Origin of the sequence: Pseudomonas peli, from assembly GCF_050563605.1 — a bacterium.
Classification (GTDB): Bacteria; Pseudomonadota; Gammaproteobacteria; order Pseudomonadales; family Pseudomonadaceae; genus Aquipseudomonas; species Aquipseudomonas peli_A.
In genome coordinates this window covers 54994-79988 of record NZ_JBNXUH010000005.1, presented here as the reverse complement: position 1 = coordinate 79988, position 24995 = coordinate 54994, and the positions used below count along the sequence as shown (strand labels likewise).

The 24995-nt window shown below is 62.5% G+C and carries 21 protein-coding genes; 8 read left to right on the top strand and 13 right to left on the bottom strand.

The genetic code is table 11. From position 1 onward, the window contains the following. The first annotated feature begins 6 nt into the window (after positions 1-6). On the top strand, positions 7-3135 hold the full coding sequence (locus tag ACQ4LH_RS07410; protein ID WP_430696617.1) for an efflux RND transporter permease subunit: 3129 nt from the start codon (positions 7-9) through the stop codon (positions 3133-3135). An 89-nt stretch (positions 3136-3224) separates the two neighbouring features. Continuing rightward, positions 3225-4409, top strand: coding sequence for a multidrug effflux MFS transporter (locus ACQ4LH_RS07405; protein ID WP_430696616.1), 1185 nt, complete (start codon positions 3225-3227; stop codon positions 4407-4409). A 2-nt stretch (positions 4410-4411) separates the two neighbouring features. Here the strand turns inward: ACQ4LH_RS07405 and ACQ4LH_RS07400 are convergent, their stop codons facing one another. The 4 genes from ACQ4LH_RS07400 to ACQ4LH_RS07385 form a co-directional block, all read right to left on the bottom strand. After that, positions 4412-4591, bottom strand: a complete 180-nt coding sequence (locus tag ACQ4LH_RS07400; RefSeq protein ID WP_430696615.1) for a hypothetical protein — start codon at positions 4589-4591, stop codon at positions 4412-4414. Between the two features lie 69 nt (positions 4592-4660). Continuing rightward, the gene (locus ACQ4LH_RS07395; protein ID WP_430696614.1) at positions 4661-6541 is read right to left on the bottom strand and encodes a PAS domain S-box protein; all 1881 of its coding nucleotides are present in this window, start codon (positions 6539-6541) and stop codon (positions 4661-4663) included. Positions 6542-6697: 156 nt separating this feature from the next. Continuing rightward, complete coding sequence (locus tag ACQ4LH_RS07390) at positions 6698-7714, bottom strand: zinc-binding alcohol dehydrogenase family protein (RefSeq protein WP_430696613.1); 1017 nt, start codon at positions 7712-7714, stop codon at positions 6698-6700. An 11-nt stretch (positions 7715-7725) separates the two neighbouring features. Next, the gene (locus ACQ4LH_RS07385; RefSeq protein WP_430696612.1) at positions 7726-8019 is read right to left on the bottom strand and encodes a putative quinol monooxygenase; all 294 of its coding nucleotides are present in this window, start codon (positions 8017-8019) and stop codon (positions 7726-7728) included. A gap of 105 nt (positions 8020-8124) precedes the next feature. Between ACQ4LH_RS07385 and ACQ4LH_RS07380 the strand changes: the two genes are divergently transcribed. From ACQ4LH_RS07380 to ACQ4LH_RS07355, 6 genes are all read left to right on the top strand, one after another. After that, positions 8125-9042, top strand: coding sequence for a LysR family transcriptional regulator (locus ACQ4LH_RS07380; RefSeq protein ID WP_430696611.1), 918 nt, complete (start codon positions 8125-8127; stop codon positions 9040-9042). An 82-nt stretch (positions 9043-9124) separates the two neighbouring features. Further along, on the top strand, positions 9125-9511 hold the full coding sequence (locus ACQ4LH_RS07375; RefSeq protein WP_430696610.1) for a DUF2946 domain-containing protein: 387 nt from the start codon (positions 9125-9127) through the stop codon (positions 9509-9511). Between the two features lie 323 nt (positions 9512-9834). Continuing rightward, a complete protein-coding gene (locus tag ACQ4LH_RS07370) occupies positions 9835-11880 on the top strand; it encodes a TonB-dependent receptor family protein (protein WP_430696609.1) in 2046 nt (681 codons plus the stop codon). Next, the gene (locus ACQ4LH_RS07365) at positions 11877-13316 is read left to right on the top strand and encodes a hypothetical protein (protein ID WP_430696608.1); all 1440 of its coding nucleotides are present in this window, start codon (positions 11877-11879) and stop codon (positions 13314-13316) included. The genes ACQ4LH_RS07370 and ACQ4LH_RS07365 overlap by 4 nt, the downstream gene beginning before the upstream one ends. A 46-nt stretch (positions 13317-13362) precedes the next feature. Next, positions 13363-14742: a PepSY-associated TM helix domain-containing protein gene (locus tag ACQ4LH_RS07360; RefSeq protein WP_430696607.1), complete on the top strand. Its 1380-nt coding sequence runs from the start codon at positions 13363-13365 to the stop codon at positions 14740-14742. An 89-nt stretch (positions 14743-14831) separates the two neighbouring features. Beyond that, a complete protein-coding gene (locus ACQ4LH_RS07355) occupies positions 14832-15305 on the top strand; it encodes a copper chaperone PCu(A)C (protein ID WP_430696606.1) in 474 nt (157 codons plus the stop codon). 123 nt (positions 15306-15428) lie between these two features. On the opposite strand, the gene ACQ4LH_RS07350 is transcribed toward ACQ4LH_RS07355, so the two are convergent. From ACQ4LH_RS07350 to ACQ4LH_RS07310, 9 genes are all read right to left on the bottom strand, one after another. Beyond that, a complete protein-coding gene (locus tag ACQ4LH_RS07350) occupies positions 15429-16376 on the bottom strand; it encodes an adenosine deaminase (protein WP_430696605.1) in 948 nt (315 codons plus the stop codon). A 140-nt stretch (positions 16377-16516) separates the two neighbouring features. Then, entirely contained in the window at positions 16517-17485 is a 969-nt protein-coding gene (locus ACQ4LH_RS07345) for a 2-oxoglutarate and iron-dependent oxygenase domain-containing protein (RefSeq protein ID WP_430696604.1), read from the bottom strand. A 289-nt stretch (positions 17486-17774) separates the two neighbouring features. Next, positions 17775-18857, bottom strand: a complete 1083-nt coding sequence (locus ACQ4LH_RS07340) for a BMP family ABC transporter substrate-binding protein (protein ID WP_430696603.1) — start codon at positions 18855-18857, stop codon at positions 17775-17777. Between the two features lie 291 nt (positions 18858-19148). Further along, positions 19149-20075, bottom strand: a complete 927-nt coding sequence (locus tag ACQ4LH_RS07335) for an ABC transporter permease (RefSeq protein ID WP_430696602.1) — start codon at positions 20073-20075, stop codon at positions 19149-19151. A gap of 23 nt (positions 20076-20098) precedes the next feature. Further along, positions 20099-21196 carry an ABC transporter permease gene (locus ACQ4LH_RS07330; protein WP_430696601.1) on the bottom strand — a complete coding sequence of 366 codons (1098 nt, stop codon included), beginning with the start codon at positions 21194-21196 and terminating at the stop codon, positions 20099-20101. Positions 21197-21207: 11 nt separating this feature from the next. Continuing rightward, positions 21208-22782 carry an ABC transporter ATP-binding protein gene (locus tag ACQ4LH_RS07325; RefSeq protein ID WP_430696600.1) on the bottom strand — a complete coding sequence of 525 codons (1575 nt, stop codon included), beginning with the start codon at positions 22780-22782 and terminating at the stop codon, positions 21208-21210. A 278-nt stretch (positions 22783-23060) separates the two neighbouring features. Then, positions 23061-23519 carry an REP-associated tyrosine transposase gene (locus tag ACQ4LH_RS07320; protein ID WP_430696773.1) on the bottom strand — a complete coding sequence of 153 codons (459 nt, stop codon included), beginning with the start codon at positions 23517-23519 and terminating at the stop codon, positions 23061-23063. A gap of 177 nt (positions 23520-23696) precedes the next feature. After that, positions 23697-24278: an IMPACT family protein gene (locus ACQ4LH_RS07315; protein WP_430696599.1), complete on the bottom strand. Its 582-nt coding sequence runs from the start codon at positions 24276-24278 to the stop codon at positions 23697-23699. Beyond that, positions 24278-24949: a TetR/AcrR family transcriptional regulator gene (locus ACQ4LH_RS07310; protein WP_430696597.1), complete on the bottom strand. Its 672-nt coding sequence runs from the start codon at positions 24947-24949 to the stop codon at positions 24278-24280. The genes ACQ4LH_RS07315 and ACQ4LH_RS07310 overlap by 1 nt, the downstream gene beginning before the upstream one ends. Between the last annotated feature and the right edge of the window lie 46 nt (positions 24950-24995).

The following is a 24995-nucleotide window of genomic DNA, read 5'->3' as shown; positions in this document are numbered from 1 at the left end:
TTCCCGGTGATTTCACGCTTCTTTATCGACCGCCCGGTATTTGCCGCGGTCATCTCGATCATCATCGTGCTGGCTGGCCTGATGGCCATGCGCTCGTTGCCGATCGCCCAGTACCCGCAGATACTCCCGCCGCAGGTGTCGGTCAGCGCCAGCTACGCCGGTGCCAGCGCCCAGGTGATTGCCGAAACGGTGGCCGCGCCACTGGAGCAGTCGATCAACGGCGTCGAGGGGATGATCTACCAGCAGTCCAACTCCGGCGGCAACGCCATGAGCCTGTCGGTGTACTTCGAAGTGGGCCGCGATCCTGACCAGGCCACCATCGACGTCAACAACCGCGTCCAGGCCGCCCTGGCTAAACTGCCGGAAGAAGTGCGCCGGCAGGGCGTCAAGGTGCAGAAGAAGTCCTCGGACATTCTTCAGGTCGTGACTCTGTACTCGCCGGATGGCTCGCGCGACCCGGTGTATATCAGTAACTACGCACTGATCAACGTGATCGACGAACTCAAGCGCCTGCCGGGTGTGGGTGATGTCAGCCAGTTCGGCTCGAAAGACTATTCCATGCGCATCTGGCTGCGTCCGGACAAGCTGGCGCAGTACAACCTGACGCCGACCGATGTGGTCAATTCGATCCGTGAGCAGAACTCGCAGTTCGCCGCCGGCAGCTTCGGCCAGCAGCCGCTCAAGCAGGAGCAGGACTTCACCTACACGGTGACCACCCAGGGCCGTTTCACCGACCCGAAAGAATTTGAAAACGTCATTCTGCGTACCGACGACACCGGCGCCAGCCTGCTGCTCAAGGATGTCGCGCGGATCGAGCTGGGGGCGCAGGACTACTCGCTGATGACCTCGCTCAACGGCCAGCAGAACGCTGCCTTCGGCGTGTACCTGCAGCCCGGCGCGAATGCCCTGGACACCGCCGAAGCAGTGAGCAATACCCTGGCGCGGCTGTCGAAGAACTTCCCTAGCGGCATGACTTACAAGGTGCCGTACGACACCACCAAATTCGTTCAGGTATCGATCAAGGAGGTGATCCACACCTTCTTCGAAGCCCTGATCCTGGTAGTGCTGGTGGTGTTTATCTTCCTGCAGAACTGGCGCGCCACGCTGATCCCGGTGTTGGCGATTCCGGTTTCGCTGGTCGGCACTTTCGCCGGTATGTACATGCTCGGCTTCTCCATCAACCTGCTGACCTTGTTCGGCATGGTGTTGGCCATCGGTATCGTGGTGGACGACGCCATTGTGGTGATCGAAAACGTCGAGCGGGTGATGGCCACCGACAAGATCGGCCCACGTGAAGCGACCATCAAGGCCATGGAAGAAGTGACCGGGCCGATCATCGCCATCGTGCTGGTGCTCTGCGCGGTATTCGTGCCGGTGGGCTTCCTCGGCGGCCTGGCCGGGGAGATGTATAAACAGTTTGCCATCACCATTGCCGTGTCGGTGGTGATCTCTGGCATCGTCGCCCTGACCCTGAGTCCGGCTCTCTGCGCCTTGCTGCTCAAGCCTGGTCATCACGAACCGGCGGCGCCGTTCCGTGCCTTTAACCGGGTTTTCGACAAGCTAACCAACGGCTACACCGCTGGCGTGCGCTTCTTCCTCAAGCGTTCGGCGGTGGGCCTGCTGCTGTTTGGCGCGATGATTGCGCTGATGGTGGTGCTGTTCAACCGTGTGCCCAGCTCGCTGGTGCCCAACGAAGATCAGGGCTATGTGATCAACGCCTACTTCCTGCCGCCTGCTGCCTCGCTGACCCGTACCGAGAAGCTTACTGGTGACGTGACCCAGCAACTGATGGCGCACCCTGCGGTGCAGGATGTGGTGACCTTTGCCGGCTTCGACGTGCTGACCTTCGGCACCCGCAGCAGCGCCGGGGTGTCCTTTGTGCCGCTGAAAGACTGGAGCGAGCGCACTACGCCCGAGCTGGATGCGCGCAACCTGACCGGTGAATTCATGGGCATGGGTGCGGCGCAGAAAGACGGTGTGGTGATGAGTTTCAACCCGCCGCCGATTACCGGCATGAGCACCACCGGCGGTTTTGAAGGCTATATCCAGGATCGCAGCGGCGGCACCACCGCGCAGCTGGCCGAGAAGGTTCAGGCCTTCCTCGCCGCTGCCGCCAAACGTCCTGAATTGGCGGGTGTGCAGAGCACCTTCAGCGCCAATGTGCCGCAGTACTTTATTGACCTTGATCGGACCAAGGCGCGCGCCCTGGGTGTGGCAGTGAATGATGTATTCACCGCTATGCAGGCCACGTTCGGCAGCTACTACGTCAACGATTTCAGCCTGTATGGACGGACCTTCCAGGTCAGCCTGCAGGCCGAAGCGGAGTTCCGCAGCAAGCCGGAAGACCTGTCCCAGGTCTATGTGCGCGCGGGCAGTGGCGAGCTGGTATCGCTGGCCAGCCTGGTCAAGGTTGAACGGATTCTCGGCCCGGATACCTACGCACGTTTCAACGTCTACCCGGCGGCGAAGATCCTTGGCGGGCCGGCACCTGGCTTCAGTTCCGGTCAGGCTCTGAGCGCGATTCAGGAAGTAGCGGAGGAAGTGCTGGGCAGCGATTACAGCATCGGCTGGACCGGCTCGGCCTTCCAGGAAGTGGCGTCGCAAGGCTCGGGCAGCAGTGCCTTTATCTTCGGTCTGATCATGGTGTTCCTGATCCTCGCCGCCCAGTACGAGCGCTGGACCCTGCCGTTGGCAGTGGTCACGGCAGTGCCGTTTGCGGTGTTCGGCGCGATTCTCGCGGTGTGGTTGCGCGGTATCGAGAACGACCTGTACTTCCAGGTCGGCCTGGTCACTTTGATCGGTCTGGCGGCGAAGAACGCCATTCTGATCGTCGAGTTCGCCGTGATCTGCCGGCATCAGGGCATGGGCATCTTCGAGTCGGCGCTGGAGGCTTCGCGCCTGCGTTTCCGCCCGATCATCATGACCTCACTGGCATTTATTCTCGGTGTTGTACCGCTGGCGATCAGCTCGGGCGCAGGCTCGGCCAGTCGTCACTCGATCGGTACCGGGGTGATCGGCGGGATGATGGCGGCGACCTTCCTGGCGATCTTCCTGATCCCGATGTTCTACCTGCTGGTGGAATCGCTGGCAGAGAAAATCGGCAAGGGCCGGAAAAAGGCCGATACGCCGGCTTGAGCTGCTGCCCCTGCTAGCGGGGGCAAGCCGTAGCCCGGGGCTTGCCCGGGCTACAACGGCTTCATCTGTTATTACCTCTCTGGACACCCATGCCGTTACGTCTTCTGTTGATTCTCGGCGCGTTAAGCGCCTTCGGCCCACTGGCCATCGATTTTTACCTGCCGAGCTTCCCGACCCTGGCGCGCGCATTTTCCACCGATGTGGAGCATGTGCAGCTGTCGTTGGCCGCCTACTTTGCCGGCCTGGCTATCGGCCAGCTGGCGTACGGCCCGCTGGCCGACCGTTTCGGCCGGCGCAAACCGCTGCTGGTCGGGGTCATGTTGTTCAGCCTGGCGTCGCTGGCCTGCGCCCTGGCGCCTAGCCTGGAATGGTTGATTGCCGCGCGCTTTGTGCAGGCCTTGGGCGGCTGCGCCGGGATGGTGGTGTCGCGGGCGGTGGTGCGTGATCTGTGTGACCCAATCAGCTCGGCCAAGGTGTTTTCCCAGTTGATGCTGGTGATGGGCCTGGCGCCGATTCTCGCGCCGCTGGCCGGTGGTTTGTTGCTCAGCACCCTGGGCTGGCCATCGATCTTTATCTGCCTGACGTTGTTCAGCTTTATCTGCCTGCTGGCGGTGGCCAAGTGGCTGCCGGAAACCCTGGCCAAGGACGTGCCGCCGGCACCCCTGCGCGGCGCGCTGGGTGAGTACAAACGGCTGTTCGCTGACTTGCCGTTTCTCGGCTATGCGCTGACCGGCGGCTTTGCGATTGCCGGGATGTTTGCCTATATCGCAGGCTCGCCGTTTGTATTTATCGAGCTGTACGGCATTCCCGCCGAGCATTACGGCTGGTTGTTCGGTAGCAATGCCCTGGGCTTTATTCTGGTGGCGCAGCTGAATGCTTGGCTGGTGGCGCGACATGGGCCGGCGTACTGGCTGGGGAAAACCGTGTGGTTCTACCTGGCCTGTGGCCTGGCTCTGCTGCTGGTGGCCGTGGGTAAGCCGCAGACCTTGTGGCCGTTGCTGATTCCGTTGTTCGGCTGTATTGCCAGCCTGGGCATTCTCCTGCCCAACGCCTCGGCCTGCGCCATGGCCGGGCAGGGCAGGCATGCCGGCAGTGCATCGGCGTTGCTCGGTAGCCTGCAGTTCGTGATCGCCGCCAGTGCCGCCGCCATGGTTGGCGTGCTGCATGACGGCAGTGCCTGGCCGATTGCCGTGGTGATCTTCGGCTGCGGGGTATTGGCCGTAAGCTTTTCTTTGTTTACCCGCAGGGTCGAGCGCGGCGCGATTCGCGCATAGGCTTAACTTGCAGCCCGCTGTTGCTCGAATGGCAGCATATGTGGCGCGCTGAGGCGCGCTTGCAGGGTGCTGACAAACTGGCGGGCCTCGCTTTCACTGCGAAAGGTCACGCTCTGCTTGCCAAAACTTACTTGCCAGCCCGGGCCTGCGGCTGTTTTTACCGGTTGGATCATGACGTTCATCGACGAGCCTCCTATGCAAGAAAAGGCAGTCTAGTCGCTCAATATGAACTTTCATTGACCTGTAACAAATCAATCACGGCTGGCGTACCGTTGGTCCGATTCACTCATTTTGCTGGCGCTGGGGGCCGCGCTGAACTGCACGGCCAGCCCCGCCAGTCGGGTGAATTCGGTGACCAGGGCGATATCGGCAGTGCTCGGCCGCGTCGGCTGCGGGTAGTAGATGCCGAAGGTGCCCAGCACCTGGCCGCTGTCATCCTTGAACGGCAGTGACCAGCAAGCGTGCAGACCGGCCGCCAGGGCGACGCTCTGGTAGTCGCGCCAATACGGATGCTGGCTGAGGTCCTCGGCGATCACCAGTTCGCCACTCGCGGCGGCATGTCCGCATGAGCCAACTTCCAGCGCCGCCTCAATCCCCTCGATGGCTTGGCAATAAGCCTCCGGCAAGCTGGGTGCGGCGCCGAGATGCAGGCGCTGGTGCTCATCGAGCAGCATGATCGACACGCGCATCTGCTGTTGCAGGCTTTCCAGGCGGCTGCTGATGCCGTTGAGAATGCTGTGCAGTGGGTGCAGGCCGAGCAACTCGTCGAGTACCGCATTGCGCGCCTGTTGCAGGTGCTGGGCCTGATAGCGCTCATGCACGTCATGCAGGCTGCCGTGCAGGCTGTGCTCGGGCAGGCTCAGGTTGAGTTGCAGCTCAACTCGGCGCGCCTGGCCGCTGTGGGTGAGCAACTGGCATTCCAGGCGCAGGCTGTTCAGCTTGCCGCTGCGCAGTTCTTCCAGGCGTTGGCGCAAGGTGCCTTGGCCCAGTTCCGGCATAAAGCGTTGCAGTGGGCTGCCCAGGCTTTCGTGGATCGGGTAACCGCTGATCTGTGCCCAGGCCGGGTTGAGGAAACTCAGTTTGTCGTCGGCATCGGTGATAAAAATCGCATCACCCAAGTGCTCGACCAGCGAACGGTAGCGGCTCTCGCTGACTTGCAACTCGCTGTCCATTTTCTTCTGTTCGGTGAGGTCGATATCGATGCAGTACAGCTCCAGCTGATCGAGGCTGTTGCGCAGCATCAGGTGGCTGGAGTAGACCCACACCAGGCTGCCGTCTTTGCGTTGTAATTGCACCTCAGCGGCGGGAATTGGCGGGCCACCGACCTGCCACAGGTTGATTGCGCTGGCCACCTTGCTGCGCGCCGGCAGCGGCACGATCAACTCCTCCAGCCGGCGACCTATGGCCTCATGCACGGCATAGCCGTAGAGCTGGGTGCTGGCCTGGTTCCAGTAGATCACCCGGCGTTCGCGGTCGTAGCCTTGCACGGCAATCCGTGGGGTTTGCTCGAACAGCTGGCGAAAGCGCTGCTCGCTCTCGCGCAGGGCGCTCTCGTCGCGTTTCTGCGTGCTGATGTTCTGCACGGTACCGAGGATGCGACCGTACTCGTCGACTTCCCCGCGCAACATCAGCCAGGTGGTTTGTTGCTGCGGCTGCAGCAGACGGGCGCTCACTGCCATGGCGCTGCGGCCCTCCAGCAAGGCGTGCAGGGCGCGTTGTACGGCAGAGCGTTCGGCGGGGTGCAGCCAGCTGAGCAGCTGTTCGACACTGCCTTGTTGATTGTCGAGATTGCGGCCGAACAGGCTCAGGGCTTCCTCGCTCCAGTGGATACCGTCGCGGTATTCCCAGCTGCCGAGCCCGGCGTTGCGCTGGGCCTGCTGCAGCACGCGGCTGTTGTGGGTGAGTTTTTCCAGTAGTTGGCGTTGCGCCTGCCGGTCACGCCGGCTGAGCAGGAAGATCAGCCCGCTGCTGAGCAGAATAAACAGCAGGCCTTTGCCGGTTTGCAGCTCGGCCACCCGTTCGCTGTCCATGACCCATGCATGCAGCAGGTAGTCGCTGCCGAAAATCCACAGGGCGCTGAACAGGATATATACGCCAGCCAGGCGCAGTGGGCCTTGAAGATCGGGTCGCATCCCTTACCGCCAATGGCTAGCCAGGTGAGAGAACTGAATGGGTGTTGTCTGAAAGAGGCAACGTACTGAGTCTAGTCGGCCCCGGTTCGAATGCAGGGCGCGCGGTAAAAAAGCTGCCCGGCTCGCGATGTGCGAGCCGGGTTTGCTTTGGACCGTTTAGAACCCTTCGAGAACGATCTTGCCCTTGGCCGTGCCGCTCTCCAGCAGGGCATGAGCGCGGCGCAGGTTGGCCGCGTTGATGCTGCCGAAATGCTCGCCGAGGGTGGTGTGCAATGTGCCGGCATCCACGAGTTCAGCAACCCGATCCAGCAGACGATGCTGTTCGATCATGTCGGCGGTCTCGAACAGCGAGCGGGTAAACATCAGCTCCCAGTGCAATGACAGGCTTTTGCGCTTGAGCTGCATGATGTCCAGCGCTTGCTCCGGGTCGTCGATCAGCGCCAGACGGCCCTGTGGGGCGAGGGCTTCGACCAGTTGTGCGAAGTGCTTATCGGTCTGGGTCAGGCTGGCGACGTGAGTAACCTGATCGATACCGATGCGTTTCAGCTCTTCACTCAGCGGCTGGCGATGGTCGATCACATGGTGCGCGCCGAGCTGGCGAACCCAGGCTTGGGTCTCGGGGCGGGAGGCGGTGCCGATCACGGTCAGGCCGGTCAGTTGGCGTGCCAGCTGCACCAGGATCGAACCGACCCCACCGGCGGCGCCGACGATCAGCAGGCTCTGGCCCTGGTCAGTGTTGCCCTGGGTGATTTGCAAGCGCTCGAACAGCAGTTCCCAGGCGGTAATCGCGGTCAGCGGCAGCGCGGCTGCTTCGGCAAACGGCAGGCTCTTGGGCATATGCCCGACGATGCGCTCATCCACCACATGCAGTTCACTGTTGGCCCCGGCGCGGTTGATCGCCCCGGCGTAATACACCCGGTCGCCGGGCTGGAACAGGCTGACTTCGCTACCCACCGCTTTGACGATACCGCTGGCATCCCAGCCCAGTACCTTGGCAGCGCCGTCTGTTGGGGCGATGTTGCGGCGGATCTTGGTGTCCACCGGGTTGACCGAAATGGCCTTGACCTCGACCAGCAGATCGCGCGGCCCAGGTGTGGGCGCCGGCAGTTCGACATCCTGCAGAGCGTCGGCGTGGTCGGCGGGCAGCGATTGGTAATAGGCGACAGCTTTCATGAAGGTGCTCCTTAGAGAATGCGTTGCATCAGTTGATGATCGACCTGTTCCAGCAGGCTGCCGCAGGTTTCGCCGAAGTGCAGAAAATGGGCGGTTTGCTGGTGCGCGCTGAGGGCGGCGGCGTCCAGCCATTGCTCAACCATGATGAAGCGGTTGGCCTGCTCCTCATGGCGGTGCAGGTTGTATTGCAGGCAACCGGCTTCGGCCTGGCTGGGCGGCACCAGCTGACGCAGACCGGCTTCAACTGCCTCGGCATGGCCGGGGCGTGCGGTGATAGTGGCGATCAGGGTGAGTGGGCTCGACATGACTGGGCTCCGGTTCAAGATGTGGCCATGCTCGGTTATTTGATTGACGAGAAAAACCGTCAGCTACTAGAGTCTCTTTCAATATTTTTTTGATAATGAATCGCCATGCTGCGTTTTGATGATTTGCAGTTGTTCGTCTCTACCGCCGATCTGGGCAATCTTTCGGCGGCAGCGCGGCGGCTGGATATTTCTCCGGCGGTGGCCAGTGCCGGGCTTAAACGCCTGGAGCAGCAACTGCAGGTGCGTCTGTTTAGCCGCTCCACCCGCAGCTTGCGGCTGACGCCGGAGGGCGAGCTGTTTCTCGGCCATGCGCGCCTGGCCTTGCAGAGCCTGGATGACGGCCGGCAGCAATTGGCCGGCAGCAAGGTCGGCATCAGCGGGCCGCTGCAGCTGTCCGCGCCTTCGGACTTTGGCCGTAACACCCTGCTGCCCTGGCTGGATGAATTTCAGCAGACGCACCCACAGGTGCAGTTGCGCCTGCTGCTGGGTGACCGGGTGGCCGATCTGTTTCGCGAGCCGGTGGATATTGCCCTGCGCTATGGCGCACCGGAGGATTCCAGCCTGGTTGCCTTACCCGTGGCTGCTCTGAATCGGCGCGTGCTGTGTGCTGCGCCGCAGTACCTGCACAAGCATGGCGTGCCGCAATCGGTGGAAGCGCTGGCGGGGCACAACTGCCTGCTCTATATGCTCGGCGGGCGCGTGCATGACCGCTGGCGCTTCAGCGATGGCAAGCGCGAGCAGGGCATCAGCGTCAAGGGTGACCGGGTCAGTGACGACGCCGATGTGGTGCGGCGCTGGGCAGTGAGTGGCGCCGGGCTGGTGTATAAATCCTGGCTGGATGTGGCTGGCGACGTGCGCGCCGGACGGCTCCAGGTGCTGCTACCGGAGCTGCGCGGCGAGCCGACACCGCTCAACCTGATCTGCGCGCACCGTGCGCAACTGAGTAAGCCGGTGTTGCTGCTGCGTGAGTTTGTCCAAGCACGCTGCGCAGAGTTGTTGGCGGATGCGCCCTGGCCGAACTAAGATTGCCGCCAGCGCGCTGCGGCAATCCATCGCAGTGCGGCTGCGTCACATGCGCCCCAGAGCAATGCTAGAGTCGCGCCCCATGAAAATGACCTGTACTGACCGTCGCTTGCTGGCCTGGATGCTGTATTTCAGCGTTCTGTTCAGCGCGTTCGCCTGCAGTATTGGTCACGGGCAGATGGCTGGTCTGCAGCTCAGTGGGTTGAGCAGCCAGTACTGCTCCTTCGAAGGCAACTTCGGCGCCGGCGCGGATCTGGATGGCTCCGGCGTTGTTGCGCCCAATCCCGCCACCGGTTCCGGCTGCTCCCTGAGTTCCACGTTCAGCGCGATCATTCTCGCGGCGTTCTTCGGCCTGCTGGGCTTGCTGGTCCCCAGCCGCGCGCCACTGCTGACCTTCTTCTTCACCCCGCGACCTGTCCGCTATCTCTGGCCTTCGGCCAATCCCCGCGCATCCCCCGTTCTGGCTTGAGTTGCCTTTGCTGCGGCCGCATTTGCTTGCCGCGCTTATTACTTGAGACCAGATAAAAACCGCGCTTATCGGTGCCCTAAACCTGAGTCAGAACCTGTTTAAAGTCTCGCGAGCTAGAGTCCTGCAAGGCAAAAACAGGCGAGGAAGCGGAGTGTACGAGTTGTACATGAGCATTACTCGCTTCACTCGCCCTTCGGGTCGCGCTAAAGCGCGTTAGCCGCAAGCGACTTCCCGAGCCTGTTTTTAACGCAGCAGGGCCGACGCGCAGCAGACTTTAAGCAGGTTCTCAGGCGACACCCGATAGGCCGAAATTGGGGAAGTTTATGCGTCAGATATCCGTAGTCAGTCTGCTGGCCGTCAGTGTCAGCCTGGCCAGTTCCGCCTATGCCGAACATCTCAAGCTGGAAGACAGCACGGTGATTGGTCAGCAGCAGCCCGATGCCACTGCGCCGAGCATTGCCGAAAAGCGCGCCGAGTTTGCGCGGATTCCCGGCGGCGCTAGCGTGATCGATGGCGAAACCTACAAGACCGGCCGCGCCAGCTCGCCGCAGGATGCCCTGGGCCAGGCCACTGGCGTGTATATCCAGTCGCGCTCCGGCGCCGAGGAGTCGCGCCTGTCGATCCGTGGTTCGGGCCTGCAGCGCACCTTCCATCAGCGCGGCATTCTGCTGATGCAGGACGGCGCGCCGCTGAACCTGGCCGACGGCAGTGGCGACTTCCAGAGCATCGAGCCGATTGCCCTGGACCATATCGAGGTCATGCGTGGCGCCAACGCCTGGCGCTATGGCGCAGCCAACCTGGGCGGTGCAATCAACTTCGTCACGCCCACCGGCAAGACCGCGCCCACGGTGCAGCTGCGCACCGAAGCGGGCAGTTTCGACTACCAGCGCATCTTCGGTGCGGTCGCCGAAGACTTTGGCGACTGGGATGCCTACCTGAGCTTCTCCGATTATTCCCAGGACGGTTTCCGCGATCACGCGCGCCAGGAAAATCAGCGCTATTTCGCCAATCTCGGCGGGCGCATCAACGAGCGCCTGTCGACCCGCTTCTATATCAGCCATGTGGAAACCGATTCGGAAATCCCCGGCAGCCTGACCAAAGCGCAGCTGCGGCGTAACCCCGAGCAGGCAGCGCTGAGCACGGTGACCGGCGATAACAAGCGCGACTTCACCCTCAATCGCATCGGCAATATCACCACCCTGCAACTGGACGGCGGCCACAGCCTGGAATTGTCGAGCTTCTATAGTGAGAAATCGCTGTGGCACCCGATCTTCCAAGTGCTGGAAGTCGACAGCGAAGATCTCGGCGTGCGCCTGACCCACAAATGGCACAACAGCGACGGCTGGCGCTGGAACGCAGGCGTGGAGGCGCTGCAGGGCCGCAATCAGGCGGAAAACTACGTCAACGTCGCCGGTAAACGCGGCAACCAGGTGGATCGCCAGGTGCAGACGGCGCGCAGCCTGAATGCCTTTACCGAGCTGGAAGTGCCGCTGGCCGAGGACTGGGCGCTGATCGGCGGCCTGACCTGGTTGCACAGCGAACGCGATATCGATGACAAGCTGAAAAGCAGCTTCAACTTCGTCGGCATGCCGACTGGTTTTCAGGATGCTTCATTCAACCGCAGCTACAGCGCACGCATCGGCCGTATCGGCCTGCGCCATGATCTGGCTGACGGCGTGCAATTGTTCACTAACCTCAGCCAGAGTTACGAGCCGCCGACCTTTAGCGAGCTGACCGGTGGCGCCATCGTCACCGAGAACGAGGCGCAGAAAGCCACCACGTTGGAGGCCGGTATGCGCTTCACCCAAGGCAATCTGGACCTGGACCTGGCGCTGTACCACAGCGAAATTCGTGACGAGTTGCTGGGCTACGTCAACCCGCTCAACCCGACGCAGGTGGTCACCACCAACGCCGACCGCACCGTGCACCAGGGCATCGAGTTCGGTGGTGCCTGGCAGCTGGGCGAGGTGGTGTTGCGTGGTCAGTACCTGCTCAATGACTTCCGCTTCGACAGCGACCCGGCTTACGGTAACAACCGCATTGCCGGGGTGCCGAGCCAGTTCCTCAAGGGTGAGGCGCTGTGGCAGCGCAATGGCTGGTATGCCGGCCCAACCGTCGAGTGGGTGCCGGTGCACTACGCCGCCGACCATGCCGAGTCGCTGTATGCCGAAGCTTATGCGATCTGGGGGCTGAAGGGCGGTTATCGTCCACGTGAAGGCCTGGGTTTCTTCGTCGAAGGGCGCAACCTCTCCGACAAGACCTATATCTCCACCACCGGCGTAGTCGCCAATGCCCGTGGTCAGGATGCCGCGCTGTTTATGCCCGGTGACGGTCGCAGCCTGTATGTCGGCCTGGAGTGGAAGCTTTGACGGCGGCCCTGCAAGCACATGAGCTACCGCGCCTGACCTGGCGCCAGCGCCTGCTGCGGCTGATGCCGTGGCACAAGCGCCTGGCGCTGCTGGCCTGTCTGGGTGTGTTCAGCTGGGCGGGCAGCGGCATGCTGCACCCGCTGATGGGCTACCTGCAGCCGCGTCCGCAAACCATGGCCACACCGCAACAGGCGTTGCCGCTGGATAACCTGCGCAGCCCCGCGCAGGTGCTCAGCGCAGCCGGTATCGCGCAGGTGCAGGGCTTGCGCCTGCTGGTGCTGGCCGGTGAGCCCTATTACCAGGCGCGCCTGGCCGGCGAGCTGCAGCCGCGTTACTGGCATGCACGCAGTGGTCAGGCCGTTGAGCTGGCCGGAGCTCATGCCGAAAGCCTGGCGCGGCATTACCTGGGCCGCGACGAGCCGCTGGCCTACGCCGGCAGCATCGAGCGGTTCACCGGTGAATATGCCTTTATCAACCGCCTGCTGCCGGTGGCGCGGGTCGATACCCAGCGCGATGACTCGTTGCGCCTGTATGTCGACCTGTTCCACGACCGCCTCGGCACCCTGGTGGATGAACGCAAGGCCTGGTTCAGTGCGTTCTTCCAGACCTTGCACAGCTTTCGCTGGCTGGATGCAGCCGGGCCGCTGCGGCCGGTACTGATGCTGGTGCTGCTGGCCTCGATTGTCTCGGCGACGCTGTTCGGTGTGGCGCTGTTTATTGCACGGAGACGTGCCCGCACCTTCAACCGGCGGCTGCATGGCTGGTGGGGGCTGGGGCTGGCCTTAGCGACCCTGAGCTTTGCCAGCAGCGGTGCCTGGCACCTGTTGCACAAGCAGGGCACGCAGCCATGGCCAGAGCCCTTTGTGCCGAGCTTTGCTGTGGCCGAGCTGGACAGCGCACCGGCAGCCGACTGGCTGCTGGCCGGTGAAGAGCTGTACATGCTCAGTCTGCTTGAACTCGACGGCAAGCCGATCTGGCGTGCTCAGGGGCAGCAGTTTTCTAGCATGCCCAGTCTGCATTACCTGGATGCTCAGGGCCGTGAACTGGGCAATGACACACCGCGCCGTTATGCGCAGCAGCGCCTCGATCATTACGCCAAGACCCTAGGGCTGGGTGAGGCGCAGACGCTCACGCTGCAGCACAGCTTCGACCATGAATACGGCTTCGTCTTCAAACGCCTGCCGGTGTTCAAGGCCAGCTATGCCGATGCTTACAACACGGCGCTGTTTATCGACCCGCTGGACGGCGCCCTGGCCAGCCGCGTGCAGGATGCCGACCGCACCGAGGGCTGGACCTTCGCCTACCTGCACAAGTGGGAGTTTCTCGCAGGCTTAGGTAACGGTTACAAACACCTGGCCCTGGGGTTGGTGGCTCTGGCCCATGTGTTGCTGGCGCTGGTGGGGCTGAGCCTGTTACGCCGAGGGCAGCGCCGATGAGCCGCTGCCGATCCATCACTCTTTGTGGCCACGCCTGGAGCTGAATATGCAGAAGCCGACTACGCCGAATATCTCGTTCTACAACCTGGCCTGGCGCTGGCATTTCTATGCCGGGCTCTTCGTCATCCCGTTTCTGATCCTGCTGTCGCTCACCGGCATCATCTACCTGTTCAAGCCGCAGCTGGATCAGCTGATGTATGCCGAGCTGCTCCAGGTCACGCCTGCCGAGCAGGCGATCTCGGCGGATCAGCAGCTGGCGTTGGTGCGTCAGGCGTATCCCGAGGCGAGCATCAGCCAGTACCTGCCGCCGCTGAACACCGAGCGCAGTGCGCAGTTTGTGTTGGAGGCTGATGGCCAGAGCCTTAATGTGTTTGTTGACCCTTACAGCGCCAGGATTCTCGGTAGCCAGGATGCGCAGCTCAACCTGCAGGCCATCGCCCGTCAGCTGCATGGTGATCTGATGGTCGGCACCCTGGGCGATCGGCTGATCGAGCTGGCCGCCGGTTGGGGCATCGTACTGGTGGTCTCCGGCCTTTACCTGTGGTGGCCGCGCGGGCGCTCCGGGGCGGGGGTACTGTGGCCAAGGCTGAGTGCCCGTGGGCGTTTGCTGTGGCGTGACTTGCATGCTGTGACTGGCTTTTGGGGCTCGCTGCTGTTGCTGTTTATGCTGCTCACCGGCATGACCTGGACCGGCTTCTGGGGCGCGCAGTTCGCCGGCGCCTGGAACCACTTCCCGGCCGCGATGTGGGACGACGTGCCGCAGTCCGGCAAGCTCACCGGCAGCCTGAACAACAGCAGCCAGCAGACCGTTGCCTGGGCGGTGGAAACCACGCCGCTGCCGGCTTCCGATCCACACGCCGCGCATAACGGCCATGCCACTGCCGAGACGCCTGCGGCCACGGCCAACCTGCTGCAGTACGTGGTCGATACGGCTGCCGAACGCGGCGTACAGCCGGGTTACAGCATCACCCTGCCGAAAGGTGAAACCGGGGTGTACAGCATCGCGCTGTTCGCCGCTGACCCGCGTAATGACGCGACCCTGCATATCGATCAATACAGCGGTGCGGTGCTCGCCGATGTGCGCTGGAAGGATTACGGCGTGGTGGCGAAAACCGTGGAAACCGGGGTCATGCTGCATGAGGGCAAGCTGTTCGGCCTGGCCAACCAGTTGCTGATGCTCGCGGTCTGCCTGCTGGTGCTGCTCAGTGCGGTCAGCGGCCTGATCATGTGGTGGCAACGCCGTCCGACTGGAAAGCTCGGCGTACCGCCACTGCGGCATGACCTGCCACGCTGGAAAACCGCGATTGTCATCATGTGTCTGCTTGGTGCGGCCTTCCCGCTAGTGGGGGCGTCCTTGCTGCTGATCTGGGCGCTGGACTGGCTGTTGCTGTCGCGCCTTGCCGGGCAGCGGCTGGCCAATGGCTGAATGGAATAACCGGCGCGGGCTTGGCCCGCGCCAAGGCTTCGCGTTACAACACTTGTCATGGACAGTCAGTCCACAACCGGAGGAACACCATGTTGTTGAAAAAGACCCTGCTGATTGCCGCTCTGCTGAGCCCGAGCCTGTTCGCCAGTGCTCACGAATACAGCGCCGGCGAGCTGCATATCGAACACCCCTGGTCGCGGGAAATGCCGGCCGTAGCGCCCACCGCTGCGGCCTATTTCGTGGTGCACAACAAGGGCGCCGAGGCTGATCGCCTGCTCAGCGTCAGCACCCCAGTGGCCGGCAAGGCCGAGCTGCACGAGCATATTCACGCCGATGGCCTGATGAAAATGCAGCAGGTACAGAACGTCGCCATTCCCGCCGGTGGCGAAGTGAAATTCGAGCCTATGGGTTACCACGTCATGCTGTTCAACCTGAAGCAGCAGGCCAAGGACGGTGAGCGCTTCCCGCTGACCCTGACCTTCGAAAAAGCCGGTGCGGTCGAGGTAGAGATCGCGGTGCAAAAGGATGCGCCGGCGGAGCAAGGCGCGGCACACCAGCATTGATCAGTAGCTAAGGCCGCCACGATTTATGTAGGAGCGGCCCATGGCCGCGATAGGTCATACAGGCCAGAAACATCGCAGGCATGGGACTGGGCGTCCCCCCGCTCCTACGGTATATCGTCCGCCTTAGACCAGCCGTGCATCCAGGCTGTTCTGCGCCAGGCGCTTGGCCTGGTCCTGAGTCATACCCAGGCTGTCGTGCAGGGCGGCGAAGTTCTCGGTGACGTAGCCGCCGAAGTAGGCCGGGTCGTCTGAGTTCACCGTCACCTTCACGCCGCGCTCGAGCATCTGCAGGATGTTGTGCTGGCGCATGTCGTCGAACACGCAAAGCTTGGTGTTCGACAGCGGGCAGACGGTCAGCGGGATCTGCTCGTCGATAATGCGCTGCATCAGGCGCTCGTCTTCGATGGCACGCACGCCATGATCGATGCGCTCAATCTTCAGCAGGTCCAGCGCTTCCCAGATGTATTCGGGCGGGCCTTCCTCGCCGGCGTGGGCGACGGCCAGCAGGCCTTCGCTGCGTGCTTTATCGAATACTCGCTGGAACTTGCGTGGCGGGTGGCCCATCTCCGAGCTGTCCAGGCCGACGGCGATAAACGCATCGCGGAATGGCATGGCTTGCTCAAAGGTTTTAAACGCTTCTTCTTCGGGCAGATGCCGCAGAAAGCTCAGAATCAGGCCGTGGCTGATGCCCAGCTGTTTCTCGCCATCGACCAGCGCCTGTTTGATGCCGCGCAGCACCACTTCAAAGGGAATGCCGCGGTCGGTGTGGGTCTGCGGGTCGAAGAACGGCTCGGTGTGGATGACGTTCTGCGCCTTGCACTTGAGCAGGTAGGCCCAGGTCAGGTCGTAGAAATCCTGCTCGGTGCGCAGCACATCGGCACCGGCGTAATACAGGTCGAGAAATTCCTGCAGGTTGTTGAACGCGTAAGCGCTGCGCAGTGCTTCGACGTCGTTCCAGGGCAGGGCGATCTTGTTGCGCTCGGCCAGGGCAAACAGCAGCTCGGGCTCCAGCGAGCCTTCCAGATGCAGGTGCAGTTCGGCCTTGGGCAGGGCATTGAGCCAGTCGTACATGGTCAGATCTCGTTATCAGGCGTGGTCGCGACAAAGTTTAACCGTAAGGACAGGATTTCGCCGAATCGGCCGGGCGCTAAATCGCCTTGGCCGCGCAACGCTCTGGCGGCCAAGGCCGTTCCTCCGGGGCGCTGGCGGTGTTATGCATCGGCCTGTTCTTCACGCCTATACGCATAGGTATCGGCAAAGCGCGACAGCAGGTACTCGGCGCTGGTCACGCTCGGATACTTAGGCGGATGGGCGGCGTCCGAGCAGTTCGGTAGGCAGCTGATCTCGGTATCCGGGTGCGGTTCGGCGAAGAACGGCATGGAGTAGCGATCCACCCCCAGCGGGCTGATCACCCGGTGCGGCGTTGAGGTGTAGCGGTCGTTACTCCAGCGCGCGAGCATGTCGCCGATATTCACCACAAAGCTGCCGGCAAGCGGCGGCGCGTCGATCCACTGGCCATCGCGGTGGCGCACCTGCAGGCCGCCGGCATCGTCCTGGTAGAGCAGGGTGATGCAGCCGTAATCGGTGTGCGCGCCGGCGCCTTGCTGCTCGGCACTGCTGGCGGTGTGGCGTGGCGGGTAGTGGATCATCCGCAGCACGCTAATCGGTTCATGGAAGCGTGTATCGAAAAAATCGCGGTCGATATCCAGGGCCAGTGTCATGGCGCGCAGCAGGGTTTGCGCCAGCGCCTGCATATCGGCGTAGTGCTGTTCCATCAGTGTCGCCCAACCGGGCAGGTCGGGATGCTGATTGGCGCCGCGTAGCGGTTTGCCGGCTAATACCTCCGGATGGTTCAGGTCCATATGGAAACCCATGTCGAAGGTTTCCTTGAGGTCGCTCGGTTTACTCGGGTCCAGTTGCTCGGTGGCAATCGCGCCGTAACCCCGGTGATGGGCGGTTTGGGTGATATCGATCTTGAGCTTTTCTACAGCCGGCAGGGCGAAGAAGGTCTTGGCCGCGCTGAGCAGTTCGGCGATACGCGCCGGGCTGATCGGGTGGCCGGTGATATAGAAAAAGCCCCATTCGCGGCAGGCGCGGTCGATCTGCTCAGCCACGGCGGGCCAGGCGGTTTGGTCGTCACTGTAGAGCGGGGCAATATCGATAATCGGTAGGGTGTCCATAGAGGCTCCGGGTGGGGCGGTGCTGCGAGTCTTCTCGTACTAAGGAGCCTGTCGAACTCAACACTGTTCTGCTGCGGAAAATCCGGACTTGGCCATTTTTGTGGCTTTCCCTCGTTAAATAGCGCGCTATTCGCCTCGGTAAAGCCGCAAAACTGTCTCAAACCGGGCTTTCCCTCGCGACGAACGGTTGAGCCCGACAGGCTCCAAGCAGCGAAAAAGGGCGCCTCTAGTTATGGGGCGCCTTTTGATGCGGTTCTGCCAGAAGGCAGGGACGGCATAGGGGGGGAGGTTACTTCGGCAGTTCAGCCTTTACGTTCTGCACGTAGTAGTTCATTGAGGCCAGTTCGGCGTTGGTCGCGGCGACGCCGGCCGGGATTTTCTCGACGCCGCTCTGGTCCTTGATCGGGCCGGTGAACGGGTGGAAGGCGCCGCTCTTGATGTCGGCGATGATCTGCTCGGCTTCGGTTTTTACTTCAGCCGGCACCAGGTCGCTGATCGGCAGCTTGATGGTGTCTTCCGCCAGACCACCCCAGAAATCCTGCGGCGCCCAGTTGCCGTCGATCACTGCCTGAGTGGATTTGACGTAGTGCGGGCCCCAGTCGTTGACGATCGAGGTGAGCACGGCCTTAGGCCCGAAGTGCGCCATGTCCGAGGCGTAGCCCACGGAATAGACGCCGCGACGCTCGGCGGTCTGGATCGGCGCCGGGCTGTCGGTGTGCTGGAACACCACGTCGACACCCTGGTCGATCAGCGCGTTGGCAGCATCGGATTCCTTGCCCGGATCGAACCAGGAGTTGACCCACACCACCTTGATCTCGGTGCCGGGGTTGTACTTGTCCAAGGCCAGCTGGATGGCGTTGATGTCGCGGATCACTTCCGGGATCGGGAAGGAGGCGACGTAGCCGATCTTCTTGGTCTTGGTCATCTTCGCCGCGAGGAAGCCGCCGACATAACGACCTTCATAGGAGCGCGACAGGTAGGTGCCGAGGTTCTTGTCCTGTTTGTAGCCGGTGGCGTGCTCGAAGGTCAGCTTGGGGAACTGCTTGGCCACTTTCAGCGTCGGGTTCATATAGCCGAAGGAGGTGGTGAAGATCAGGTCATAACCACCCTTGGCCATGTTGCGAATCACCCGCTCGGCATCCGCGCCTTCCGGCACGTTTTCCACATAGCTGGTCTCAACCTTGTCGCCGAGTTGCTTGATCACCGCCTGACGGCCTTGCTCATGCTGGTAGGTCCAGCCGTGGTCGCCAATCGGGCCGATATAGACAAAGCCGACCTTCAACGGATCGGCGGCGGAAGCGCCCAATGTGGCGCTAAAGCCAAGGGCGGCAACGAGGGTGCGCAGCAGAGGTTTTGTGCTCTTCTCGAACATGGTCGGTGGAACTCCGATGTGTGTGGGTACGTTGTTGTTAAACAGCTGCCGGTTGAATTGCAAAAAGCTGACCAACTGGACAATTAGTGCTGCGCGCCGCGCTAAAACACAGAACCCCGCCGTGGCGGGGTTCTTCGCTGGTGCTGTGCTGGTGCGTGTGAGGCAGAGGATGCTGCCTGCTGGTGCGTAGGAGCGATGGTGCGATGGTGCTGCTGGGGTGTTGCGGCTGAAGCTCCTCCCACAGTTCGGCGCTGATCTGTGGGAGGGCTTTAGCCGCGAAGAAGTAAAAACTCAGTGGCCTGGCTGCCAAGGCTTGCCCAGGGATACCGGGGCAAACAGGCGGGTCTTGATCGCATCGCGCGAGAGCAATACCAGCACCAGAATGGTCGCTACGTAGGGCAGCATCGCCAGCAGGTTGGACGGGATCGACAGGCCGATACCCTGCGCCACCAGGTGGATGATGCTGGCCAGGCCGAACAGGTAGGCGCCGAGCAGCACGCGGAATACCCGCCAGCTGGCAAACACCACCAGCGCCAGGGCGATCCAGCCGCGTCCGGCAGTCATGTTTTCTGCCCACATCGGCGTATAGGCCAGCGACAGGTAGCCGCCCGCCAACCCGGCCATGGCGCCACCAAACAGCACCGCCAGGGTGCGCACGCGCAGCACTGGCAGACCCATGGCGCTGGCCGCGTCAGGGTTTTCACCGACTGCCTGGATGATCAGGCCGATGCGGCTTTTTAGCAGCACCCAGGCCACCAGGGCGAACAGGGCGAAGGACAGGTAAACCAGAATGTCCTGGGCAAACAGCATGCGCCCGATCAGCGGAATCTCACTGAGCAGCGGAATCGCGATGGGCTCGAAACCAGCCAGCGGTTTGCCAACCCAGGCCGCACCGACAAAGGTGGAGAGGCCGACACCGAAGATGGTCAGCGCCAGCCCGGTGGCCACCTGATTGGCGTTAAAGCCCAGCGCCACGGCGGCGAACAGCATCGACAGCAGCATGCCAGCGCTCATCGCCAGCAGCACTCCGAGCCACAGGTTGCCGGTACTCAGGGCGACGATAAAACCGATCACCGCGCCGAACAGCATCATGCCTTCCTGGCCGAGGTTGAGTACGCCGCTCTTCTCGCAGATCAGTTCACCCAAAGCCACCAGCAGCAGCGGCGTACCGGTACGCACCATGGCGTAGAAGATATTGCTTAACAGGTCGAGGTCCATCGGGAATTCCTACAGATACGTTGTCAGGCCATTGCTTCGGCGTTGGTTGTGCGCTGCGCCCATTTCCACTTCAGCTTCGGCCGATAAAGAATCAGCACGTCGCAGGCGAGCAGGAAAAACAGCATCATTCCCTGGAACAGTTGGGTGATCGCCTGGGGCAGGTTCATGGTCATCTGCGCGTTCTCGCCGCCCAGGTACAGCAGGGCCATTAACAGGCTGGCGAAGAGAATGCCGAGCGGATTTAGGCGGCCGAGAAAGGCCACGGTGATCGCCGCGTAGCCGTAGCCCGGCGATACCTGCGGCACCAGTTGGCCAATCGGCCCGGCCACTTCACCGACACCCGCCAGCCCGGCCAGGCCGCCGCTGACCAGCAGGGCAAACCACACCAGGCGCTTCTCGCGAAAACCGACAAAGCCGGCGGCGCGGCGATCGAGGCCGAGCACCTTGATCTGAAAACCGAGAAAGCTCTTGTGCAGCAACACCCACACTGCCACCAGGGCCAGCAGGGCGAAGTACAGGCCGGCATGCAGGCGACCGTCTTCACTCACCAGCGGCAGGCGGCTGGCATCACCGAACATCGCCGACTCAGGGAAGTTGAAACCGGCCGGGTCTTTCAACGGGCCGTGTACGAAGAACAGCAGCAGGTTCAGCGCGATGTAGTTGAGCATGATGCTGGTGAGGATTTCGTTGGCATTGAACTGCGTGCGCAACCAGGCGGTGAGGCCGCCCCAGGCTGCGCCGGCCGCCGTGCCGGCGAGTACCACCCAGACCAGCGCCCAGCGGCTGTCCCAGTCGATAATCTGGATCGCCATGGCGCTGCCGGCCAGCGCGCCGAGCAGCAGCTGACCTTCTGCGCCGATATTCCAGATGCGCGCCTGGTAGGCCACCGCCAGGCCGAGGGCGCAGAGCAGAATCGGCAGCGCCTTGACCAGCAGTTCGGAGACTCCATACCAGTCGGCCAGCGGTGCGATCAGCAGGGTGTGCAGGGTGTCCAGCGGGTCGTGGCCGAGCAGGGCGAACAGCAGCGCGCCGCTGCACAGGGTCAGCACGGCGGCGAGCAGTGGCGATAACCAGAGCATGGCGCGCGATTGTTGGCCGCGCGGTTCGAGGGATAACAACATGGAAAACTCCGTCAGCTCAGGCCGGCAGCAGCGGCTGCGGGCGTGCTTGTGATAGGGGGCAACGGGGCGAACTCGCCAGCCATCCAGCGGCCGACTTCAACGGCTTCGGTTTCTGCCGTGGCGGCCAGGGGCGAGAGCTTGCCGCTGCACAGCGCGCCGATGCGGTCGCTGATCTGGAACAGCTCGTCGAGGTCTTCGGAAATCACCAGAATCGCCGCGCCGGCATCGCGCAGGGCAATCAGCGCGCGATGAATCGCCGCCGCCGCGCCCACATCCACGCCCCAAGTCGGGTGCGCGGCCACCAGCAGTTTTGGGTTCTGCAGGATTTCGCGGCCGAGGATAAATTTCTGCAGGTTGCCGCCGGACAGGCTGCGCGCGGGCGTATCGGCATTCGGCGTTTTTACCGCAAAACGCTGGATGATCTCATCGGCCAGGGCGCGCACCTTGCCGCGCTGAATCAGGCCCTTGCTTAGCAAGCCCTGCTGGAAGGCCGTGAGCAGGGCGTTGTCGGCCAGGCTCATATCGGGCACCGCGCCGTGGCCCAGGCGCTCGGCCGGGACAAAGGCCAGGCCCAGCTTGCGCCGCGCATCCGGGTACAGGTCGGCAATCGGCTGGCTATCCAGGCTGATGCGTTCGCGCTCGTTGTGTGGCAGGCGGGTTTCGCCGCTGAGCAGGGCTAGCAGCTCGTCCTGACCATTGCCGGCGACCCCGGCAACTCCAACGATCTCGCCGCTGCGCACCTCCAAGCGGATCTGGCTGAGGATGCAGCCGAACGGGTCGGCGTTGTCCCAGCTGAGGTCGTCCACGCGTAGGCGCGGCAGACCGCCACTGGCTTTGGGGTAACTGCTTTCCAGGCCTTCGGCATCGCCAACCATCAGCCGCGCCAGCTGCAGGTCGCTGCATTCGGCCGGTACGCAATGGCCCGATACCTTGCCGCCTCGCAGCACCGTGGCGCTCTGGCACAGGGCGCGCACTTCGCCGAGCTTGTGGCTGATAAACAGAATGCTGCAGCCCTCGGCCGCCAAACGGCGCAGGGTGACGAACAGCTCGTCGGCCTCTTGCGGGGTGAGCACCGAAGTCGGCTCGTCGAGGATCAGCAGTTTGATGTCCTGCATCAGGCAACGGACGATCTCCACCCGCTGGCGCTCGCCGATGGACAGGCTGTGCACCAGGCGGCCCGGCTCCAGGGCCATGCCGTAACGCTGCGAGACTTCGCGGATCTTCGGCTCCAGCTGCTTCGGTGTGCCGGCCGCCGCGCCCATGGCCAGGGCAATGTTCTCCGCCACGGTTAGGGTTTCGAACAGCGAGAAATGCTGGAACACCATGCCTACGCCAAGGCTGCGCGCCATGGCCGGGTCGCGCATCTTCAACGGCTCACCCTGCCAGCGAATCTCGCCGCTGTCGGGTTGGGTAACGCCGTAGATGATCTTCATCAGGGTGCTCTTACCTGCACCGTTCTCACCGAGCAACGCATGGATTTCCCCAGAGGCGATGCTCAGGTCGATACGGTCGTTGGCCAGGCAGCCGGGGTAGCGCTTGCTGATACTGCTCAGCTGCAAGCGTGGAACAGAGGGAGAACTGGACATGGGCAGTGGCTCAGGAATGACAACTGGTCTGGCTAAAGCAAAAAGCTGGCCAGTGAGTCAGAAAAGCCGCTGTGTAGCGTCAGCGTAAGGTCCATCACAACCGCCTGCCTGGCGGAGGCTCCAGCGTGGTGCATGGTCTTGATGGTCGGTGCGTTTTGGCGCATCGCGGGCAAGCCCGCTCCTACAGAGGCTCGCAGCCGAGCCTGCGATTCTTCGTAACGTCTCTATCCCTTGTAGGAGCGGGCTTGCCCGCGATAAATCCTGAGGTCGACGCAGGCTCAAAGCCACACCGCATCCCATAACGGGTAATCGCCAATGCGCTTTACCAGGCCGGCTCGCAGTGGGTTGGCGACGATATAACGAGCCGCCGATTGCAGGTCCTCATCTTGGCGCAGCGCGCGGTCGTGATAACCCGGCTGCCAAATTTGGTCCTGTGTGCCGAGGAGCTGATTGATCTGCCGTGCGCTTTTGCTTTTGATACGGCGCATCAGTTCATCCAGAGAGCCTGCTTGCAGTTGTACAAGCCAATGCAGGTGATCGGGCATTACTACCCAGGCCAGAGACGCAACTTGTTGTTGCTCATGGGCTACGCGCAACTCTCTGATCAGCAAGCGGGCCAGTCTGAAATCGCTGAATAGCGTACGGCGTTGCAACAGGGTGCTGGTTAGCAGGTAAATGCGTTCGGATTCTGAATAGCGGCCACGCCGTAGGCTATGGCCATGGGGTTTTACAGGCATTCCATTGCCTCTTGTGGTGTATTCGATATTGATCGCGGGCAAGCCCGCTCCTACAAAAGCGTGCAGCGCCTCGCCATCACGGTCACGCCGCTCCCCCTGTGGGAGCGGGCTTGCCCGCGATAATTCGTGAAGTTGGCTGCAGGCTCACAGCCACAATGCAGAAGCGTAGTGCAACTACTACGGCCGCAACTCAATCCGCCCACGGCTGATATCCGCCAGCAGCCGCTGCAGCTCGGCGACCCGTGGTGCGGGGATGGCCAGCTGCAGCTCGGCTCCCGTGGCGTCGTAGTCTTCGCGCTCCAGCAGGCAGTCGAGTTCCGTCAGGCGCGCTTTGAGTAGCGGCAGTTCGGCGAACAGGCAATGGCAGCGGTACTCCTCGCGGGTGATCAACTCCCGACGTGGGGCGGCCTGTAGGCATTTATTGGCGCTGCCGCCGTAGGCGCGAGCCAGGCCGCCGGTGCCGAGCTGGATGCCGCCGTAGAAGCGGATCACCAGTACCGCCACTTGATCCATCTCCTGGCTCTCGATGGCTGCAAGGATCGGCCGGCCAGCGGTGCCGCCGGGTTCGCCGTCGTCGCTGAAGCGGTATTGCTGGCCCACCTTCCAGGCCCAGCAGTTATGACTGGCGCTGGCATCGTTGTGCGCGGCGATAAACGCCTGCGCCTCGGCTGCGCTGGCAACCGGCGCGGCGAGGGCGATAAAGCGGCTTTTGCGAATCTCCTCGCGGTACTCGCAAGGGCCGAGCAGGGTAAAGGGCATCAGGCGTCTTTGACGGGCGGCGTCAGGCCGCAGCCCTTGAGGATGATGCGGATCAGGTTGTCGCCGGCCACTTCATAGTCCTGCTTGGTCAGGCGCGAGGTGCCGGTGACGCGGCAGATCTGCGAGGAAAAGTCGGCGTAGTGCTGGGTGCTGCCCCACAGCAGGAAGATCAGGTGCACCGGGTCCACCGGGTCCATCTTGCCGGCAGCGCTCCAGGCGGCGAACACTGCAGCGCGGCCACGGAACCAGGCCTGGTAATCCTGATTGAGCATCTGCGACAGGGTTTCGCCGCCGCTAATCACTTCCATCGCATAGATGCGCGACGCTTTCGGATGGCGCCGGGAGAACTCCATCTTGGCGCGGATATAACCGGCCAGCGCGGTGGCCGGGTCGTCGTCCACGGTCAGGTTGTTGAAGGTGCTGTCCCACAGTTCGAGGATGTTCACCAGCACCGCCTGATACAGCCCCAGCTTGTTGCTGAAGTAGTAATGCAGGTTGGCTTTCGGCAGCCCAACGTTCTGCGCGATGGTGTTCATGCTGGTGCCTTTGAAGCCGTGACGGGCGAACTCTTCCTCGGCGGCCTTGATGATCGCTTCTTCGTTTTTCTGCCGAATCCGGCCGGCAGGTTTGTTGTTCGGATCGGCTCGGTGCGCAAGTACTTCAACAGTCATGGGCGGTTCCGCAGTGGTCAGGTTTTCGGACGAATGCACTGATAAC

Bases quoted from the DNA above. Each gene is read 5' to 3' on its own strand.
- ACQ4LH_RS07405 (WP_430696616.1), top strand. From the start codon at position 3,225: ATGCCGTTACGTCTTCTGTTGATTCTCGGCGCGTTAAGCGCCTTCGGC.
- ACQ4LH_RS07400 (WP_430696615.1), bottom strand. From the start codon at position 4,591: ATGAACGTCATGATCCAACCGGTAAAAACAGCCGCAGGCCCGGGCTGG.
- ACQ4LH_RS07395 (WP_430696614.1), bottom strand. From the start codon at position 6,541: ATGCGACCCGATCTTCAAGGCCCACTGCGCCTGGCTGGCGTATATATC.
- ACQ4LH_RS07390 (WP_430696613.1), bottom strand. From the start codon at position 7,714: ATGAAAGCTGTCGCCTATTACCAATCGCTGCCCGCCGACCACGCCGAC.
- ACQ4LH_RS07385 (WP_430696612.1), bottom strand. From the start codon at position 8,019: ATGTCGAGCCCACTCACCCTGATCGCCACTATCACCGCACGCCCCGGC.
- ACQ4LH_RS07380 (WP_430696611.1), top strand. From the start codon at position 8,125: ATGCTGCGTTTTGATGATTTGCAGTTGTTCGTCTCTACCGCCGATCTG.
- ACQ4LH_RS07375 (WP_430696610.1), top strand. From the start codon at position 9,125: ATGAAAATGACCTGTACTGACCGTCGCTTGCTGGCCTGGATGCTGTAT.
- ACQ4LH_RS07370 (WP_430696609.1), top strand. From the start codon at position 9,835: ATGCGTCAGATATCCGTAGTCAGTCTGCTGGCCGTCAGTGTCAGCCTG.
- ACQ4LH_RS07360 (WP_430696607.1), top strand. From the start codon at position 13,363: ATGCAGAAGCCGACTACGCCGAATATCTCGTTCTACAACCTGGCCTGG.
- ACQ4LH_RS07355 (WP_430696606.1), top strand. From the start codon at position 14,832: ATGTTGTTGAAAAAGACCCTGCTGATTGCCGCTCTGCTGAGCCCGAGC.
- ACQ4LH_RS07350 (WP_430696605.1), bottom strand. From the start codon at position 16,376: ATGTACGACTGGCTCAATGCCCTGCCCAAGGCCGAACTGCACCTGCAT.
- ACQ4LH_RS07345 (WP_430696604.1), bottom strand. From the start codon at position 17,485: ATGGACACCCTACCGATTATCGATATTGCCCCGCTCTACAGTGACGAC.
- ACQ4LH_RS07340 (WP_430696603.1), bottom strand. From the start codon at position 18,857: ATGTTCGAGAAGAGCACAAAACCTCTGCTGCGCACCCTCGTTGCCGCC.
- ACQ4LH_RS07335 (WP_430696602.1), bottom strand. From the start codon at position 20,075: ATGGACCTCGACCTGTTAAGCAATATCTTCTACGCCATGGTGCGTACC.
- ACQ4LH_RS07330 (WP_430696601.1), bottom strand. From the start codon at position 21,196: ATGTTGTTATCCCTCGAACCGCGCGGCCAACAATCGCGCGCCATGCTC.
- ACQ4LH_RS07325 (WP_430696600.1), bottom strand. From the start codon at position 22,782: ATGTCCAGTTCTCCCTCTGTTCCACGCTTGCAGCTGAGCAGTATCAGC.
- ACQ4LH_RS07320 (WP_430696773.1), bottom strand. From the start codon at position 23,519: ATGCCTGTAAAACCCCATGGCCATAGCCTACGGCGTGGCCGCTATTCA.
- ACQ4LH_RS07315 (WP_430696599.1), bottom strand. From the start codon at position 24,278: ATGCCCTTTACCCTGCTCGGCCCTTGCGAGTACCGCGAGGAGATTCGC.
- ACQ4LH_RS07310 (WP_430696597.1), bottom strand. From the start codon at position 24,949: ATGACTGTTGAAGTACTTGCGCACCGAGCCGATCCGAACAACAAACCT.